Here is a 17,812-nt window from a genome sequence, read left to right as displayed (position 1 = left end):
ATCGCCATGGACATGACCGACTTGGCGGTGGAGCTGTACGTCCGCGCGGAACGCGCCGACGTACGGGAGGCGCTGCGCCGGCGCGCCCTCGGGATTCCGGGGGGCCGCAGGCAGCTGCTGGTCTGGCTGGTGCTGCTGCCGCCGGCGGCGCCCCTGCTCATCGTGGTCCAGCACGGACGGCGGGCGGATCCGGGCGGCCTGGCCGTCGCGGCCGGTGTGGGCGCGCTCTGCGGCGCCGGCGGCCTGCTGCTCGACCGGTGGCGGGTGGCGCGCCGGATGTACGCCTGGGCCTCCGCACACCCTGAGTACCGGTGCGTGGTGACCGGGCTGGGGATGCAGCACCACCGGCCCGACGGGACGGCGGTGGCCTACCGGTGGGCGCAGTACACGGGCTGGACCGAGACCCGGAACCTCTTCGTCCTCGTCTTCCGCAACGGAAACCTGGGCTGGCTGCCCAAGAGGGCCGCGCAGGGCCCTTCCGGCGTCGACCGGGTCCGAGGGATCCTCGACCGGAACCTGAGGCGGCTCTAAGCGGCGGCGGCCGCGCAGTCCGCGCAGGTGCCGAAGATCTCCACCGTGTGGGCCACGTTCACGAAGCCGTGCTCCGCCGCGATGGACTCGGCCCACTTCTCCACGGCCGGGCCCTCCACCTCCACCGCCTTGCCGCACTTGCGGCAGACCAGGTGGTGGTGGTGGTCACCGGTGGAGCAGCGCCGGTAGACGGACTCGCCGTCGCTGGTGCGCAGGACGTCGACCTCGCCGGCGTCCGCGAGCGACTGCAGGGTGCGGTACACCGTGGTCAGGCCCACGGAATCGCCGCGGTGCTTGAGCATGTCGTGGAGTTCCTGGGCACTGCGGAACTCGTCCACCTCGTCCAGCGCCGCCGCCACTGCGGCCCGCTGCCGGGTGGATCGTCCTCGTACTGGCGCGGTATTCGTCTCGCCAGGCGCAGTCGCCACCGGTTCCTCCTCGTATCGGCCTGCGGACCATTGTGCCAGGCGGCCGCTCCGGCTAGACCTTCACGTCGTCGCGCGTGCAGAGCTCTTCCGCGCCGGCGCGGGCGGCTTTCGCCCGGCGCCTGGCCAGCGGGGCCGACAGGGCGGTCAGCGCGACGAAGACGGTGATGGCGAGCAGCACGATCGTCGCGCCCGAGGGCGCGTCGAGGTAGTACGTGGCGGTCACGCCCGTCAGGGAGACCGTCACGCCGATCACCATGGCCAGCGACAGCGTCGCCACGAACCCGCGGGTCACGCGCTGGGCGGCCGCGACGGGGATCACCATCATCGCGCTGACCAGCAGCAGGCCGACGATGCGCATGGCCACCGTGACGGTGACGGCGGCCGTGACGGCCATCAGGAGGTTCAGCGCGCGCACCGGCAGGCCGGTGACGCGGGCGAACTCCTCGTCCTGGCTGATGGCGAACAGCTGCCGGCGCAGGCCGATGGTGACGGCGAGGACGAACGCCGTGAGGATCACCGCGGCCGTGACGTCCTCCGGTGCGACGGTGGCGATCCCGCCGAAGAGGTAGCTGCTCAGGTTGGCGGTGGACCCGCCGGCCATGTTGATGATCAGGACGCCGCCGGCCAGGCCGCCGTAGAAGAGCATGGCCAGTGCGATGTCGCCGCTGGTCTTGCCGCGGGACCGGATGAGCTCCATGCCGACGGCGCCGATCACCGCGACCAGGGTGGCCATCCACACGGGGCTGGTGTTGAGCAGGAAGCCGAGGGCGACACCGGTCATCGCCACGTGGCCGATGCCGTCGCCCATGACGGCCTGGCGGCGCTGGACGAGGTACGTGCCGATCGCGGGCGCCGTCAGGCCGACGAGGACGGCCGCGATCAGGGCCCGCTGCATGAAGGCGTAGTTCAGGAGGTCCATCAGCTCAGCAGTCCCGTCCGCAGGGGCTCGGCGTCGTGCGCCGCGTGGGGATGTACGTGGTCGTGGCCGGGCAGCGCGTGCTGGCCCACGGCCTCCGGGGGCGGCCCGTCGTGGACGACGCAGCCGTCGCGCAGCACGACGGCGCGGTCGATCAGGGGCTCCAGCGGGCCCAGCTCGTGCAGGACGAGGAGGACGGTGGTGCCCAGCGCCTTCTGCTCGCGCAGGGCGCCCGCGAGGACCTCCTGGTTGGCGAGGTCCACGCCCGCCATCGGCTCGTCCATGATCAGCAGCTCGGGCTCTATGGCGAGGGCCCGGGCTATGAGCACGCGCTGGTGCTGGCCGCCGGAGAGGGCGTTGACGGAGGCGTCGGCGTACCCGTCCATGTCGACGAGGGACAGGGCCCGCTCGACGGCGGCCTTGTCGACCTTGCGCAGGACGCCGAAGCGGGTGCGGGCCAGCCGGCCGGCGGAGACGACCTCGCGGACGGTGGCCGGGACGCCGCTGGCGGCCGTGGTGCGCTGCGGGACGTACCCGATGCGCGCCCAGTCGCGGAAGCGCTTGAAGTCCGTGCCGAAGAGCGCCAGCGAACCGTCGGTGAGCGGGACCTGGCCGACGACGGCGCGGACGGCCGTGGACTTGCCGGAGCCGTTGGCGCCGAGCAGGGCGACGACCTCTCCGCGGCGGACGGTGAGGTCGACCCCGCGCAGTACGGGGCGCGAGCCGAGCGAGGCCGTGGCCCCGCGCAGGGATATGACGGGCTGGTCGTCCGCCCGTCGGGGCATGGACTGCATGGCTCGCGCCTCCGCAACTGCTGCTGTCATCTACTTGGCTCCGAGCGCCTTCTGGAGGTTCTTCAGGTTGGACCGCATGACCTCGAAGTAGTCAGCGCCCTGGGACTTGTCGGTGATTCCCTCGAGCGGGTCGAGGACATCGGTCTTGAGGCCGGTGTCCGACGCGAGGGTCTTGGCCGTCTTGTCGCTGGCCAGCGTTTCGAAGAACACCGTGGAGACATTGTCCTTCTTCGCCACGGCCTGGAGTTCCTTCATCCGGGCCGGGCTCGGCTCGGACTCGGGGTCGACTCCGGAGATGCCCTCCTGGTCCAGGCCGTAGCGCTCGGCGAGGTAGCCGAAGGCGGAGTGCGTGGTGATGAAGGTCTTGGTGTCCGTGTTGGCCAGGCCGGTCTTGAACTCGGTGTCCAGGGCGGTCAGCTTGCCGACGAGCTCGTCGGTGTTCTTCTTGTAGTCCGCGGCGTGGTCGGGGTCGGCCTTCTCCAGGGCCGCGCCGACGCCCTTGGCGACCTCCGCGTACTTGGCGGGGTCGAGCCAGACGTGCGGGTCCGCGCCGGCCTCGCCCTCGTGGCCGTGGTCGTGGCCCGCGCCGGCCTCTCCGGCCTCCTTGGCGTGCTCCTCCTCGGAGTGGCCCTCCGCGGAGTGGCCTTCCCCGGAGTGGCCTTCCCCGGAGTGGCCCTGCTCGCCCTCGTGGCCGGAGGTGCCGTGCGATTCCAGCTTCGTGAGGGTGGCGGCGTCGACGACGTTCTTCACGCCGGACTGGGCAACGGCCTTGTCGACGGCGGGCTGCAGGTTCTTGAGGTAGAGGACCACATCGGCTTCGCCGAGCTGCGCGGTCTGCTTCGGGGTGATCTCCAGATCGTGGGGCTCGACACCGGGCTTGGTCAGGGTGTCGACCTTCACGTGGTCCTTGCCGATCTGCTCGGCGAGGAACTGCATCGGGTAGAACGACGCGGTCACGCCGAGCTTGCCGTCCTTGCTCCCGGATGCGGCGCCGGCTCCGGAGCAGGCGGTGAGGGCCGTGGCGCCGAGGGCAACGGCTCCGGTGAGGGCGGCGGCGGGTATGAGGCGTCGTACGTTCATGACATCCATTTTCATCAAAAATGGAAACGGTTGTCAAAAACCCTGGTGGGAGAGGTGTGAGCGGGCCCGGAGAGGGGGATCCGATTTGAAAGGGGGGGTGCGGACGCCGGTAACCTGAGGCATTCGCCGTTCGTCCTCGTAATGAAGAGAGCACCGTGGCCGCCGACAAGATCGACACCATCGTCAGCCTGAGCAAGCGCCGTGGCTTCGTTTTCCCGTGCAGTGAGATCTACGGCGGCACCAAGGCCGCCTGGGACTACGGCCCGCTCGGTGTCGAGCTCAAGGAGAACATCAAGCGCCAGTGGTGGAAGGCGATGGTCACCGGGCGTGAGGACATCGTCGGTATCGACTCGTCCGTGATCCTCGCCCCCGAGGTCTGGGTGGCCTCCGGCCACGTCGCGACCTTCTCGGACCCGCTGACGGAGTGCACCTCCTGTCACAAGCGCCACCGCGCCGACCACCTGGAAGAGGCGTACGAGGCCAAGCACGGCCGCGTGCCCGCCAACGGCCTCGCCGACGTCAACTGCCCCAACTGCGGTGTGAAGGGCCAGTTCACCGAGCCCAAGCAGTTCTCCGGCATGCTGGAGACCCACCTCGGCCCGACCCAGGACACCGGCTCGAAGGCGTACCTGCGCCCCGAGACCGCCCAGGGCATCTTCACCAACTTCGCCGTGGTGCAGACCACCTCGCGCAAGAAGCCCCCGTTCGGCATCGCGCAGATGGGCAAGTCCTTCCGCAACGAGATCACGCCGGGCAACTTCATCTTCCGCACGCGCGAGTTCGAGCAGATGGAGATGGAGTTCTTCGTCAAGCCGGGCGAGGACGAGCAGTGGCAGGAGTACTGGATGCAGGAGCGGTGGAACTGGTACCGCGACCTCGGCATCCGCGAGGAGAACATCCGCTGGTACGAGCACCCGAAGGAGAAGCTGTCCCACTACTCGAAGCGCACCGCCGACATCGAGTACCGCTTCAACTTCGGCGGCAGTGAGTTCTCCGAGCTCGAAGGCGTCGCCAACCGCACCGACTTCGACCTGAAGGCGCACTCCGCGGCCTCCGGCCAGGACCTCACCTACTTCGACCAGGAGGCCGGCGAGCGCTACACCCCGTACGTCATCGAGCCGGCGGCCGGTGTCAACCGCGCCATGCTCGCCTTCATGCTCGACGCGTACATCGAGGACGAGGCCCCGAACGCCAAGGGCGTCATGGAGAAGCGCACCGTGATGCGCCTCGACCCGCGCCTGGCCCCGATCAAGGTCGCCGTGCTCCCGCTGTCCCGCAACGCGCAGCTGTCGCCGAAGGCCAAGGGCCTCGCCGCCGACCTGCGCAAGAACTGGAACATCGAGTTCGACGACGCGGGCGCCATCGGCCGCCGCTACCGCCGCCAGGACGAGATCGGCACGCCGTTCTGCGTGACCGTCGACTTCGACACCCTGGACGACAACGCGGTGACCGTGCGCGAGCGCGACACCATGAAGCAGGAGCGCGTCTCCCTGGACCAGATCCAGAGCTACCTCGGCAGCCGCCTGCTCGGCTGCTAGGTCCGCCCAGGACGTGAACGGCCGGTGGCCCGGTGCGCGCCTCGCGCACCGGGCCACCGGCTTTTGCGCCCCGCGTCGGCGGACATGATTTCCCTGGGCATGCCCGGTGGCGGGTGCCGGCGACGGCACGCACGAGACCGACGGGCCGCAGCCGTGTCAGGCGCGCAGGCCCCGGATGATCAGTGTGGTGACCGCCTCGAACTCCGTGAAGATCGTGGGCGAGAGCCAGTCGGCCGCGTACTGCGGATCGTGGAAGCGGCCGGTGGCGTCGAAGACCGCGCGCGCCGCGGCCGGCACATCGTCGGCGGCGAGCGTGCCCGCCGCGACTCCCTCGGCGATGATCCGGGCCAACTGGTCGATCAGCTCGGTCAGATGCCGGTCCACCACGCCGCTGTTCTCGCCGAGCAGCACGATGTAGGTGGCGAACAGCTCCGGGTCGTCACCCGCCTTGTGGCGCTTGGACTCGAAGAGCGCCTCCAGCCACGCCTCCAGCTTGGAGGGCGCGCTTTCGGCGGGCGCCGAGGTGATCTGCTCCAGGGCGACGACGCTCTTGGCGAGCCAGCGGTCCGTGACGGCCTCGCGCAGTGCCGCCTTCGACGGGAAGTGCCGGTAGACGCTGCCGTGGCTGACGCCCAGCGCGCGGGCCACGTCCACCACCGTCGCCTTGGTGGGGCCGAAGCGGCGCAGCACGTCCTCGGTGGTTTCGAGGATGCGCTCGGAAGTCAGGGGCTCGGCAGCAGCGGGGGGCATGGGTACGACCGTACCGCCAGCTCAGTGTTCGCTGTCGAGGTGGGCCATCTGGGCCGCCGGATACCGCTCGCCCGCCGCGGCGCCGACGGGCACGGCCTCCTCGATGGCAGCCAGGTCGGCGGTGCTCAGCGTGATGTCGATGGCACCCAGTGCCTCGGCCAACCGGTCCCGGCGCCGGGCGCCGACGAGCGGCACGATGTCCTTGCCGCGTGACAGCACCCAGGCGATGGCGGTCTGCGCCACGCTCACGCCCTTGCCGTCCGCCACCTTGCGCAGTGCCTCGACCAGGTCGAGGTTGCGGTCGAGGTTGCCGCCCTGGAAGCGCGGGCTCATCCCGCGGAAGTCGCCCGGGGCCAGCGCGCGGTCGCGGGTGAAGTGGCCGCTGATCAGGCCGCGCGACAGCACCCCGTACGCCGTGATGCCTATGCCGAGCTCCCGGGCGGTCGGCAGGATCTCGTCCTCGATGCCGCGGGAGATGAGCGAGTACTCGATCTGCAGATCGGCGATCGGGGCCACGGCCGCGGCCCGGCGCAGGGTGTCGGCGCCCACCTCGGAGAGGCCGATGTGGCGGACGTGCCCGGCCTCGACGGCCTCGGCGATGGCGCCGACGGTCTCCTCGATCGGGACGTCCGGGTCCACGCGGGCGATGCGGTAGATGTCGATGTGGTCCCGGCCGAGCCGCTGGAGCGAGTAGGCCAGGAAGTTCCTGACGGCCTCGGGCCGTCCGTCATAGCCGGTGAAGCCGCCCTCGACCGTGCGCAGGGCGCCGAACTTGACGCTGGTCAGCGCCCGCTCGCGGGCCGCGGCGGGTGCGGTGCGCAGGGCCTCGTTGATCAGCAGTTCGTTGTGCCCCATGCCGTAGAAGTCGCCGGTGTCGAGCAGCGTGACGCCTGCGTCCAGGGCGGCGTGGAGGGTGGCGAGGGACTCGGCGCGGTCGGCCTCCCCGTAGAGGGCGGACATCCCCATGCAGCCGAGGCCGAGGGGGAAGACGGACGGCCCGGTGGTGCCGAGCCGCCGGTGGGCGCGGTTCTGGTGACTCTCGCGGGTGCTCTCATTCTTCGTCATGCAACGAGAATGGCATGACGAGTGACAGATTTCAATATCTGTCACTCGTCAGGGTGGGGCGGACTACGACAGCACGCGCAGGACCAGTGCGGCGGCCGCGAGCGCGGCGAGCGCGGCGGCCGGTGCGAGCTCGTAGTCCTTCACCCGGAGGTGGCTGATGACCGCGCCGACGAAGTAGAGGGTCACGCCGGCGGCGGCCGCGACGCCGAGCGGCGTGAACCACAGGCCCGCGATCAGCCCGATCGCCCCCGCGGCCTTGAGGGTGGCCAGCCGTGGCAGCCACGAGTCGGGGACCTGGACCTTCCGCATGCCGGCGACGATCTGCTCGTTGCGCTGGAGCGTGAAGGTGGCGGACGTGGCGAGGACCAGGGCGAGCAGGCCGCCGACGACGGCGTAGGCGATGAACATGGAGGACTCCAACGGTCGGGGATGTCGAATCATTGAATAGCATCAACGATATCCCGAACGCAATCATTTCTCGGTTGTTACGATGTGGACCATGACGGCAGATCAGGACGGATCGCACCCCCCGCAGCGGCTGGGCCTGCTGCTGGCCTGGCACGGATCGGTCACCCAGACCCGCATGAAGAAGGCGCTCAGCGCGGCCGGACTCACCCCGCGGCACGCGATGACGCTGATGCACCTGGAGGACGGCCCCATCAGCCAGCGGGGGCTCGCCGAGCGGCTGGAGGTGGACCCCAGCGTGCTCGTCGGGATCCTGAACGACTTGGAAGGCGACGGCCTGGCCGAACGCCGCCGCGACCCGGCCGACCGCCGCCGCCACAACGTGGCCATCACGCCCGCCGGATCCACCGCCCTGCGCCGGACGAACGCGGCGCTCGACGCGGTCGAGCAGGGCCTCTTCGCGGACCTGTCAGCCGCCGAGCAGGAGACCCTGCGCGCCCTGCTGGCCCGCATCGACACCCACGGGACCGACGTCACCTGCGACGAGTAGCGGCCGCCGGCCGTGCGCGCCGGCCCCTACGGCCCCTACGGCCCCTACGCCGCTCCGGCCCGCGTCGCTCAGCGGCCGGGCCCGGCCTCACGCGGTACAGCGGAGGCGGCCGACGCCGCCGGGTCCAGGGTGCGGGCCGTGCGGTCCGCCGTCGCGCGGGCCCACGGTCCGCTGCTGGCCGCCCCCACCACGAGGACCAGCAGCCCGCAGGCCGTGATCGTCCACCAGGCCGGGGCGGCCGCCCCGGCGAAGTCGGAACCGCGCGCCAGACCGGCCGCCAGGAGCGCGCCCACGACGGCGACGCCGAGCGTGCTCCCGGTCTGCCGGCTGGTGGACGCGATGGCGGCCGCGACCCCCGCCTGGGAGCGCGGCATCCCGGAGACCGCCGTATTGGTGATCGGCGCGTTCACCATGCCGAAGCCGAGCCCGAACAGCACGTACCCGGTGAACATCAGCGCGGTGGACGTCTCGCCCCGGAAGGCGGCGAACAGCAGCCCGCTCGCCGCCATCGCGACGCCGGCGATCAGCAGCGGCAGCCGCGGCCCCCGGCTGCCCACCAGACGGCCCGACAGCGGCGCGACGAGCATGGTCAGCGCGGCCATCGGGAGCATGTAGAGCCCGGCGTGCAGCGCGTCCAGCCCCCGCACGTCCTGCAGGTACAGGGTGTTCAGGAAGAGGAACCCGGCCATCCCCGCGAAGGCGCTCACGGCGATGACCGTGGCCCCGCTGAAGGGAGCGCTCCGGAAGAACCGGAAATCGATCAGGGGCTCCTCGCGCCGGGGCTCGTAGCGCAGCAGCCCCACCAGCGAGGCGGCGGCGACCAGCGCGCAGCCCATGATCAGCGGGGAGCGCCAGCCCGCGGCCGGCGCCTCGATGATCCCGTACGTCAGACTTCCCAGCAGGGCCATGACCAGCAGCTGGCCCACCGGGTCCATGCGGCGCGGCCGGGCCGCACGGGACTCGGGGATGTGGCGCAGGGTCAGGGCGAGGGCGATCAGGCCGACCGGCAGGTTCACCCAGAAGATGGAGCGCCAGCCCACCGAGTCCACGAGCACACCGCCGATGAGCGGGCCCGCGGCCATGGAGATCCCGGCGACCGCGCCCCAGACCCCGATGGCCCGCGCCCGCTCCGCAGGATCGGTGAAGGTGTTGGTGATGATCGACATCGCCACCGGGTTGAGCATCGCGCCGCCGACCGCCTGCACCATCCGGTAGGCGATGAGCCAGTCGAGGGTGGGGGCGAGCGAACACAGCAGCGAGCCGACGGTGAAGAGCACCAGACCCGCGACGAACACCTTGCGGCGGCCGATCCGGTCCGCCGTCGAGCCCGCCAGCATCAGCAGCGAGGCCAGCACGAGCGTGTAGGCGTCGATCGTCCACTGCATCCCCGCGACCGAGGCGTTCAGATCGCGGCGCATCGACGGCAGCGCGACGTTGAGGACGGTGTTGTCGAGGCTCACGATCAGGAGGCTCATGCAACAGATCGCCAGGACGAGCATGCGCTGGCGGCGGCCCGGCTGACTCGGCTCGATCATGCGCCCGATGGTACGTCTGCCCCACCGCCCCGGCATGCGGGACAATGGGCGGATGACCACGCTCCCTCAGCCCCTCGCGATCGGCCCGCACACCGTGCAGCCCCCGGTGGTGCTCGCGCCGATGGCCGGCATCACCAATGCCCCGTTCCGTACCCTCTGCCGGGAGTTCTCGGGCGGCAAGGGGCTGTTCGTGAGCGAGATGATCACGACCCGCGCCCTGGTCGAGCGCAACGAGAAGACCATGCAGCTGATCCACTTCGACGAGACCGAGAAGCCCCGCTCGATCCAGCTGTACGGCGTCGACCCGGTGACGGTCGGCAAGGCGGTCCGCATGATCGTCGAGGAGGACCGCGCCGACCACATCGACCTCAACTTCGGCTGCCCGGTCCCCAAGGTGACCCGCAAGGGGGGCGGCTCCGCGCTCCCGTACAAGCGGAACCTGCTGCGCGCCATCCTGCGCGAGGCCGTGGCCGGCGCCGGCGACCTCCCGGTGACGATGAAGATGCGCAAGGGCATCGACGACGACCACCTCACCTATCTCGACGCCGGCCGGATCGCCGTCGAGGAGGGGGTCACCGCGATAGCCCTGCACGGGCGCACCACCGCCCAGCACTACGGCGGCACCGCCGACTGGGAGGCCATCGCGCGGCTCAAGGAGCACGTGCCGGAGATCCCGGTCCTCGGCAACGGCGACATCTGGTGCGCCGAGGACGCCCTGCGGATGGTCCGCGAGACCGGCTGCGACGGCGTGGTCGTGGGCCGGGGCTGCCTTGGGCGGCCGTGGCTGTTCAACGACCTGGTGGCGGCCTTCGAAGGCCGCCCGGAGGACTTCCACAAGCCCACCCTGCGCGAGGTCGCGGGCACCATGCACCGCCATGCGCAGCTGCTGGGGGAGTGGATCGGTGACGAGGCGCGCGGGGTGATCGACTTCCGTAAGCACGTGGCCTGGTACCTCAAGGGGTTCTCGGTCGGCTCCGAGATGCGCAAGAAGCTGGCGGTCACCTCTTCCCTGGCGGAACTGGACGCTCATCTGAGCGAGCTGGACCTGGACCAGGCGTGGCCGGAGAGCGCGGACGGCCCGCGGGGCCGGACGTCCGGAAACAACCGGGTTGTCCTGCCGGAGGGCTGGCTGAAGGACCCGTACGACTGCGCGGGCGTCAGCGAGGAAGCGGAACTGGACACCTCGGGAGGCTGACATCTCGCCCTCCGTGGTGCGTGATATACGCCACGCATGGGAAGGGTTTCGCTCAGATGAGCGCTGAAGTCACGGATAAGACTTTCAAAGGGTGGCACTGGGTGCCACCCTTTGTGCGTTCAAGAGTTGAACGCAAATGTATCGATGATCGCTCATCCGAGCGCAACCAGGCCTCAAAGCCCCCCTCTCCCTTCGGAAGGTGAAGGCTCTTCGTACTTTCTGATTACCCATGAGTTACTTTCGATCTGCTGGCGCACGGGTGGTTACAGCCTCATGACGACCAAGTGGACGTACCCAGAAGCCTTCGATCTGGGTATGTTCCTGGCCGTCAGGGCAGCCACCGAGCCTCGAGGAGTCGAGACCCGTGTCGGAAAACAAAGATCAGAAGTTCGTCTACGACTTCACCGAGGGAAACCGCGACCTCAAGGACCTTCTCGGCGGCAAGGGAGCCAACCTCGCCGAGATGACCAACCTGGGTCTCCCGGTCCCTCCCGGCTTCACCATCACCACCGAGGCCTGCAAGGTCTACCTCGACAGCGGCACGGCCCCGGCCGAGCTCCGCGACGAGGTCAGCGCTCACCTTGCCGCCCTCGAGACGAAGATGGGCAAGAAGCTCGGTCAGTCGGACGACCCGCTGCTGGTCTCCGTCCGCTCCGGCGCCAAGTTCTCCATGCCCGGCATGATGGACACGGTCCTCAACATCGGCCTCTCCGACGAGTCCGTGACCGGCCTCGCCGCCCAGGCCGGCAACGAGCGCTTCGCGTGGGACTCGTACCGCCGCCTCATCCAGATGTTCGGCAAGACCGTCCTCGGCGTCGAGGGCGAGCTCTTCGAGGACGCCCTCGACGAGGCCAAGGCCGCCAAGAAGGTCACCGTCGACACCGACCTCGACGCCGCCGACCTCAAGAAGCTGGTCAAGGTCTTCAAGAAGATCGTCGCGAAGGAGGCCGGCCGCGAGTTCCCGCAGGACGCCCGCGAGCAGCTCGACCTCGCCGTCGAGGCGGTCTTCAACTCCTGGAACACCGACCGCGCCAAGCTCTACCGCCGCCAGGAGCGCATCCCGAGCGACCTGGGCACCGCGGTCAACATCTGCTCCATGGTCTTCGGCAACCTCGGCCCCGACTCGGGCACCGGCGTCGCCTTCACCCGCGACCCCGCCAGCGGCCACGCGGGCGTCTACGGCGACTACCTGCAGAACGCCCAGGGCGAGGACGTGGTCGCGGGCATCCGCAACACCGTGCCGCTCGCGGACCTGGAGGCCATCGACAAGGCCTCGTACGACCAGCTCATGACGATCATGACGACGCTGGAGACCCACTACAAGGATCTCTGCGACATCGAGTTCACCATCGAGCGCGGCCAGCTGTGGATGCTCCAGACCCGCGTCGGCAAGCGCACCGCGGGCGCCGCCTTCCGCATCGCCACCCAGCTCGTGGACCAGGGCCTGATCGACGAGGCCGAGGCCCTCCAGCGCGTCAGCGGCCACCAGCTGGCGCAGCTGATGTTCCCGCGCTTCGACGAGGGCGCGAAGACCACCCTGCTCGGCCGCGGCATCGCCGCCTCGCCGGGCGCGGCGGTCGGCAAGGCCGTCTTCGACTCGTACACGGCCGTCAAGTGGTCCCGCTCCGGCGAGAAGGTCATCCTGATCCGCCGCGAGACCAACCCGGACGACCTGGACGGAATGATCGCCTCCGAGGGCATCCTGACCTCGCGCGGCGGCAAGACCTCGCACGCCGCCGTCGTCGCCCGCGGCATGGGCAAGACCTGTGTCTGCGGCGCCGAGGAGCTCGACGTCGACACCAAGCGCCGCCGCATGACGGTCGGCGAGACGGTGATCGAGGAGGGCGACGTCGTCTCCATCGACGGCTCCACCGGCAAGGTCTACCTCGGTGAGGTACCCGTCGTACCGTCCCCGGTCGTCGAGTACTTCGAGGGGCGCATGCACGCCGGCGCCGACGACGCCGACGAGCTCGTCGCCGCCGTGCACCGGATCATGGCCTACGCGGACCGCGTCCGCCGCCTGCGGGTGCGCGCCAACGCCGACAACGCCGAGGACGCGCTGCGCGCCCGCCGCTTCGGCGCCCAGGGCATCGGCCTGTGCCGTACCGAGCACATGTTCCTCGGTGAGCGCCGCGAGATGGTCGAGCGCCTGATCCTCGCCGACACCGACGGCGAGCGCGACGAGGCACTCAGTGCCCTGCTGCCGCTCCAGAAGAAGGACTTCGTCGAGCTGTTCGAGGCGATGGACGGCCTGCCCGTCACCGTCCGCCTGCTCGACCCGCCGCTGCACGAGTTCCTGCCCGACATCACCGAGCTGTCGGTGCGCGTCGCCCTCGCCGAGTCCCGCAAGGACGCCAACGAGAACGACCTGCGCCTGCTCCAGGCCGTCCACAAGCTGCACGAGCAGAACCCGATGCTGGGCCTGCGCGGTGTCCGCCTCGGTCTGGTCATCCCCGGTCTGTTCGCCATGCAGGTACGGGCGATCGCCGAGGCCGCGGCCGAGCGCAAGAACGCCAAGGGCGACCCCCGCGTCGAGATCATGATCCCGCTCGTGGGCACCGTCCAGGAGCTGGAGATCGTCCGCGAGGAGGCCGACCAGGTCATCGCCGAGGTCGAGGCCGCCACCGGCACGAACCTCAAGCTGACCATCGGCACGATGATCGAGCTGCCGCGCGCCGCCCTGACGGCCGGGCAGATCGCCGAGGCCGCGCAGTTCTTCTCCTTCGGCACGAACGACCTGACCCAGACGGTGTGGGGCTTCTCCCGCGACGACGTCGAGGCCAGCTTCTTCACCGCGTACCTGGAGAAGGGCATCTTCGGGGTCTCGCCCTTCGAGACCATCGACAAGGACGGCGTCGGCTCGCTGGTCCGCTACGCCGTCGAGCAGGGCCGGGCGACCCGCCCCGACCTCAAGCTCGGCGTCTGCGGTGAGCACGGCGGCGACCCCGAGTCCGTCCACTTCTTCCACGAGGTCGGCCTCGACTACGTCTCCTGCTCGCCGTTCCGGATTCCGGTGGCGCGCCTGGAGGCCGGCCGTGCGGCCGCCGAGGCGAAGGGCAGCGACAGCCGCTGACCCCCGGCCCGGAGAAGGGCCCCCACAGACCGCGCCTGCCCCCGGGTTCCCTGACTGCCCGAGGGCGGGCGCGCCTATTTTTTTGTGTTCAACAAATCTTTACGCCAGCAGGCGGTGGACGGATCCCCACCCGTCCACCGCCGCTGTCATTCTGCCGGGCACGTCGGCGCTTCCCGGTGCGACCGACCGCCAGGCCCCGCAAAGCCCCCCACGGCCTTCACGGAGCGTTTCGGTCGCATCGGAGTGTGCCCGGCGGAGTACAGGATTTCGGTTGTCACGCCCCTGCCGAAAGGGGTTTCAACTGTGGCCGAAAGGGCGTGGTGACCACGTGTGACGGCATGCATACTCATGGGGCGGGGGGATTGCGGTTGCACAGGTGGGGGTTCGGTGCTGCGTATCCATTTCACTGGAGTGGACCTGGCACGCGTACGGATGGCAGGGCGTCCCGATGCGTTGTGGGAAACGATTCTCAGTTTTCACCGTTTAAGGGACCGGCGAGATGCCCGGTTCTTCGGTGAATGGCGCACGGAAACACGGAGCAGGTTGAATGGTGAAACACGCGTGCTCGGCATGCTCATACCGGGACGCGGCTATTTCCCCGATTTCCTGACCCCCGTGGAGGGCCAGTACGGGTGGGACGTGGCGCTCGACGCACTGCGCGGGATCCGGCCCGAGCGGATGCGCCGCGAGCTCTCACTGCTCGGCGGCGGCTCCGGACCGGGCGCGGGCTCCGGGGCGGGCGCGGGCGCGGGAGCGTCGATGGCGCCGCGGCTGCGGGAGTTCATGGACGGCGGCACCAAGCACCTGCCCAGACTCCTGGGCGAGCTGCGCGCCTACCACCGGGCGGCCGTGGAGCCGTACTGGACGCACATCCAGGCCCAGATAGAAGCGGAGCGGGCCGCACGCGGCCGGGCCCTGCTGGACGGGGGCGCGGACGAACTGCTGGCCTCGCTGCCGCCGATGCTGCGCTGGCGGGCCCCGGTGCTGGAGTGCGACTACCCGGTCGACCGGGACGTACGGCTGCGCGGGCGCGGGCTGCTGCTCCAGCCGTCCTTCTTCTGCCGGCGCACCGCGGTCACCCTGCACGATCCGGAGCTGCCGCCGGTGCTGGTCTACCCGGCCGCCTCGCACCTGGCCTCGGCCCCCACGGGTGGCGAGGCCGCGCGCACCGTGCACGTGGAGGAGCAGCGCCAGCGCACGCTGGGCAAGCTGGTGGGGCACACCCGCTCGGTGGTGCTGCGGGCCATCGGCGACGGCGCCACCACCAGCGAGCTGGCCCGCCGGGCGGGGGTGTCGCTGGCCTCGGCGAGCCAGCACGCCTGCGTGATGCGGGAGGCGGGGCTGGTCACCACCCTCCGCCACGGCAACGCCGTGCTGCACACCGTGACCCCGCTGGGCGCGGCGCTGCTCAAGGGCGGCGCGGTCGCCTCGTGAAACGCGGGCGCCTCGTGAAACACCGCGGCCCCCGGCGGGATGCCGGGGGCCGCGGCGGGGCGGGGCGGGGCTCAGGTGCGGAAGGGGCCCGTCACCTCGTAGGTGATGCCGCCCGAGGAGCTGCCGCTGGTGCCGCGCTGGCTGGAGAAGTAGAACCGGTTGCCGGCCGGGGAGAAGGCGGGGCCGCAGATCTCCGAGGAGGACTGGCCGGTGATCCGCAGGAACGGCGCCACCACGTCGTCCGGGGTGATCACGCAGATCTCCATGTTCCCGCCGTCCTCGGCGACGTACAGGTCGCCGTACGAGGACCCGGTGACGTTGTCGACACCCGTCAGCGGGGCCGCGCCGCCCGGCACCAGGGAGTCGTCGTACGCCAGCTCGTAGGTGTTGTTCGCGAGGTTGAGCTGCCAGACCCGGCCGTCGCCCTTGGTGGTGAACCAGACCGTGTCGTTGGCGTAGTGGCAGCCCTCGCCGCCGTTGAACTTCTTCGCGCCCGAGACCTGGCTGCGGGTCGCGGTCGGGGAGCCGTCCGGGTCCGGCACGTTGGCCCAGGTGAAGGAGCCGGAGGTGGCCGTACCCGCTTTGAGGACCTGCAGGGTGCCCGAGGAGAGGTCGCCCCAGGTGGTGGGGACGAAGCGGTAGAAGCAGCCGCTGGAGTCGTCTTCGGTGAGGTAGACGACCTTGCGGACCGGGTCGGCGGCCGCCGCCTCGTGGTTGAAGCGGCCCATCGCGGAGCGGCGGACGGCTGCGTTCACTCCCCACGGGTCGGTCTCGTACACGTAGCCGAGGCTGACCTCCTCACAGGACAGCCAGGTGTTCCAGGGGGTCGCGCCGCCCGCGCAGTTGCGGTTGGTGTTGGACAGGATCCGGTAGGCGGAGGTGATCGAGCCCGACGAGTCGAACTTCACCGCGCTCGCGCCGCCGGTGGAGGAGATCTCCGAGTTGGAGACGTAGATCCAGCCCGTGCCGTCGGCGAAGCAGGCGCCGCCGTCAGGGGCGCTGTGCCACTTGTACGTGGTGGAGCCGACGTTCTGCCCGGAGCGGGCGATCACCCGGCTGCTGAAGCCGGCCGGCAGCTGGATGCCGTTCGCGTCCGCCGCGCCGAGCGCTCCGTACGGTCCGGCGCCGGGCTGGGCGGGCGCCGCGTAGGCGGCACCGCGCATCAGCGTTCCGCCGAAGGCGGCGGCCGACGAGCCGATCACTGCGCCGCGCAGGAAGGTACGACGTTCCACGGTCACTCCTGTGGGAGGAAGGCCCCGCGGCCGGTCGGACGCGGGGTCGCACGCGTCGAGGAACCTAGGAGGCGCCAGTTGACGTGGCGCCAATTCCTCATTACGTACGAGCGACCGGTCAGGTGCAATCCTCCGGCGGGGATTTCCGGGCCCCGGGGCGCTCTTTCCGCCAGGCCCCGCGCACCTCGGCCGCGCCGATTTCCCGGCCGGTGCCCGATGCGGCGTATCGAGGGACTTTCGCCCCTGGGGAGGCCCGCGATGGGGAAGGATGGTGGAGCGATGAACCACTTCGCCGCCGCCGACGACATCTCGGGCCGCGCCGACCTCGACGTCGTGCTGCGCCGCTTCTACACCGCCGCCTTCGCCGACGCCCGGATCGGGCCCTTCTTCACCGAGATCGCCGGCACGGACCTCGAGTCCCACCTGCCCCGGATCACCGACTTCTGGGAGCGGGCCCTGTTCCGCACCGCCGAGTACCGGCGCGACGCGTTCGCCCCGCACGCCGCCCTGCACTCGGCGCGGGCGCTGACCGCCGCCGACTTCGGGCGCTGGGTGCAGCTGTGGCACGCGACCATCGACGGTCTGCACCGGGGACCGAACGCCGAGCGGGCCAAGGCGCAGGGCGAGCGGATCGCACGGGCCGTGCACGAGCGGCTCGCCGGCCCCGACGCGTCCATGGAGGGCGAGGACGGCCTCGGCTTCGTCCCCCTGGCGGCCCTCATGCTGCGTTCCGCCGCCTGACCTGCGGTTTCGTGCCGCAGGTCAGGCCGGGGAAGAAATCTTGAAAAAATCTCGCGGGGAGCGATGAGTTTCCCCGGGGCCCCCGGTCTACCCCTCGAAAGCAGCAAACACCGCGCGAGAGAAGAGAGACCGAGATGTCCCAGCCCCAGATGATCTTCGTCAACCTGCCGGTCAAGGACCTGGACGCCGCCAAGGCCTTCTGGGAGAAGCTCGGCTACTCCTTCAACCCGCAGTTCACCGACGAGACCGCCGCCTCCCTGGTGATCAGCGACACCATCTTCGCGATGCTGCTGACCGAGGAGAAGTTCAAGGAGTTCGCCACCAAGCCCGTCGCGGACGCAGCCAAGACCACCGAGGTGATGGTCGCCCTGAGCGCGGACAGCCGCGCCAAGGTCGACGAGGTCGTCGACGCCGCTCTCGCGGCGGGCGCCACCGAGCCGCGGCCGGCCATCGACATGGGCTTCATGTACGGCCGCGCCTTCGAGGACCTGGACCACCACGTGTGGGAGTACGTCTGGATGGGCCCGGCCGCCATCGAGGGCTGA

General features: G+C 70.4%; 17 protein-coding genes. 8 read left to right on the top strand and 9 right to left on the bottom strand.

The genetic code is table 11. The features are described from left to right. The first annotated feature begins 6 nt into the window (after window positions 1-6). Window positions 7-531 (top strand): YcxB family protein, encoded by a 525-nt coding sequence (locus tag ACZ6I1_RS17090; RefSeq protein ID WP_469287875.1) that lies wholly within the window; start codon window positions 7-9, stop codon window positions 529-531. On the opposite strand, the gene ACZ6I1_RS17085 is transcribed toward ACZ6I1_RS17090, so the two are convergent. The 4 genes from ACZ6I1_RS17085 to ACZ6I1_RS17070 are packed head-to-tail and all read right to left on the bottom strand — an operon-like array spanning window position 528 to window position 3,749. Beyond that, window positions 528-959, bottom strand: a complete 432-nt coding sequence (locus ACZ6I1_RS17085; RefSeq protein WP_469287873.1) for a Fur family transcriptional regulator — start codon at window positions 957-959, stop codon at window positions 528-530. The two genes, ACZ6I1_RS17090 and ACZ6I1_RS17085, sit on opposite strands and share 4 nt — an antisense overlap. Window positions 960-1,011: 52 nt before the next feature. Continuing rightward, complete coding sequence (locus ACZ6I1_RS17080; RefSeq protein ID WP_469287871.1) at window positions 1,012-1,878, bottom strand: metal ABC transporter permease; 867 nt, start codon at window positions 1,876-1,878, stop codon at window positions 1,012-1,014. Next, window positions 1,878-2,669 (bottom strand): metal ABC transporter ATP-binding protein, encoded by a 792-nt coding sequence (locus tag ACZ6I1_RS17075; RefSeq protein WP_469287988.1) that lies wholly within the window; start codon window positions 2,667-2,669, stop codon window positions 1,878-1,880. Before ACZ6I1_RS17075 ends, ACZ6I1_RS17080 begins: the two co-directional genes overlap by 1 nt. Before the next feature lie 30 nt (window positions 2,670-2,699). Next, window positions 2,700-3,749 carry a metal ABC transporter substrate-binding protein gene (locus tag ACZ6I1_RS17070; RefSeq protein WP_469287869.1) on the bottom strand — a complete coding sequence of 350 codons (1,050 nt, stop codon included), beginning with the start codon at window positions 3,747-3,749 and terminating at the stop codon, window positions 2,700-2,702. 155 nt (window positions 3,750-3,904) lie between these two features. Here ACZ6I1_RS17070 and ACZ6I1_RS17065 point away from each other — a divergent pair, with 155 nt between their 5' ends. After that, window positions 3,905-5,287, top strand: a complete 1,383-nt coding sequence (locus ACZ6I1_RS17065; protein WP_469287867.1) for a glycine--tRNA ligase — start codon at window positions 3,905-3,907, stop codon at window positions 5,285-5,287. Between the two features lie 156 nt (window positions 5,288-5,443). On the opposite strand, the gene ACZ6I1_RS17060 is transcribed toward ACZ6I1_RS17065, so the two are convergent. From ACZ6I1_RS17060 to ACZ6I1_RS17050, 3 genes are all read right to left on the bottom strand, one after another. Then, window positions 5,444-6,037, bottom strand: coding sequence for a TetR/AcrR family transcriptional regulator (locus tag ACZ6I1_RS17060; RefSeq protein ID WP_469287865.1), 594 nt, complete (start codon window positions 6,035-6,037; stop codon window positions 5,444-5,446). 21 nt (window positions 6,038-6,058) lie between these two features. Continuing rightward, window positions 6,059-7,102 carry an aldo/keto reductase gene (locus ACZ6I1_RS17055; RefSeq protein ID WP_469287863.1) on the bottom strand — a complete coding sequence of 348 codons (1,044 nt, stop codon included), beginning with the start codon at window positions 7,100-7,102 and terminating at the stop codon, window positions 6,059-6,061. Between the two features lie 63 nt (window positions 7,103-7,165). Continuing rightward, window positions 7,166-7,510: a DoxX family protein gene (locus tag ACZ6I1_RS17050; protein ID WP_469287861.1), complete on the bottom strand. Its 345-nt coding sequence runs from the start codon at window positions 7,508-7,510 to the stop codon at window positions 7,166-7,168. Window positions 7,511-7,601: 91 nt separating this feature from the next. Between ACZ6I1_RS17050 and ACZ6I1_RS17045 the strand changes: the two genes are divergently transcribed. Then, window positions 7,602-8,057 carry a MarR family winged helix-turn-helix transcriptional regulator gene (locus ACZ6I1_RS17045; RefSeq protein ID WP_469287859.1) on the top strand — a complete coding sequence of 152 codons (456 nt, stop codon included), beginning with the start codon at window positions 7,602-7,604 and terminating at the stop codon, window positions 8,055-8,057. A gap of 68 nt (window positions 8,058-8,125) precedes the next feature. Here ACZ6I1_RS17045 and ACZ6I1_RS17040 read toward each other — a convergent pair whose 3' ends face one another. Next, window positions 8,126-9,592: an MFS transporter gene (locus ACZ6I1_RS17040; RefSeq protein ID WP_469287858.1), complete on the bottom strand. Its 1,467-nt coding sequence runs from the start codon at window positions 9,590-9,592 to the stop codon at window positions 8,126-8,128. Between the two features lie 34 nt (window positions 9,593-9,626). Here ACZ6I1_RS17040 and dusB point away from each other — a divergent pair, with 34 nt between their 5' ends. The 3 genes from dusB to ACZ6I1_RS17025 all read left to right on the top strand — a co-directional run bounded on the left by dusB (window position 9,627) and on the right by ACZ6I1_RS17025 (window position 15,294). Next, entirely contained in the window at window positions 9,627-10,787 is a 1,161-nt protein-coding gene (gene dusB / locus ACZ6I1_RS17035) for a tRNA dihydrouridine synthase DusB (protein ID WP_469287986.1), read from the top strand. Window positions 10,788-11,151: 364 nt separating this feature from the next. Then, window positions 11,152-13,860 (top strand): pyruvate, phosphate dikinase, encoded by a 2,709-nt coding sequence (gene ppdK, locus ACZ6I1_RS17030; RefSeq protein WP_469287856.1) that lies wholly within the window; start codon window positions 11,152-11,154, stop codon window positions 13,858-13,860. A gap of 387 nt (window positions 13,861-14,247) precedes the next feature. After that, window positions 14,248-15,294: an ArsR/SmtB family transcription factor gene (locus tag ACZ6I1_RS17025; RefSeq protein WP_469287854.1), complete on the top strand. Its 1,047-nt coding sequence runs from the start codon at window positions 14,248-14,250 to the stop codon at window positions 15,292-15,294. A gap of 71 nt (window positions 15,295-15,365) precedes the next feature. Here the strand turns inward: ACZ6I1_RS17025 and ACZ6I1_RS17020 are convergent, their stop codons facing one another. Beyond that, on the bottom strand, window positions 15,366-16,526 hold the full coding sequence (locus ACZ6I1_RS17020) for an alkaline phosphatase PhoX (RefSeq protein ID WP_469287852.1): 1,161 nt from the start codon (window positions 16,524-16,526) through the stop codon (window positions 15,366-15,368). A 279-nt stretch (window positions 16,527-16,805) separates the two neighbouring features. Between ACZ6I1_RS17020 and ACZ6I1_RS17015 the strand changes: the two genes are divergently transcribed. After that, window positions 16,806-17,267: a group III truncated hemoglobin gene (locus ACZ6I1_RS17015; protein ID WP_469287850.1), complete on the top strand. Its 462-nt coding sequence runs from the start codon at window positions 16,806-16,808 to the stop codon at window positions 17,265-17,267. A gap of 134 nt (window positions 17,268-17,401) precedes the next feature. Beyond that, window positions 17,402-17,812, top strand: a complete 411-nt coding sequence (locus tag ACZ6I1_RS17010; protein ID WP_469287848.1) for a VOC family protein — start codon at window positions 17,402-17,404, stop codon at window positions 17,810-17,812.

This window comes from Streptomyces sp. NPDC046303, from assembly GCF_055588085.1.
Note: the sequence above shows the minus strand (reverse complement) of the source record. Positions and strands in the feature narration are given on the sequence as shown.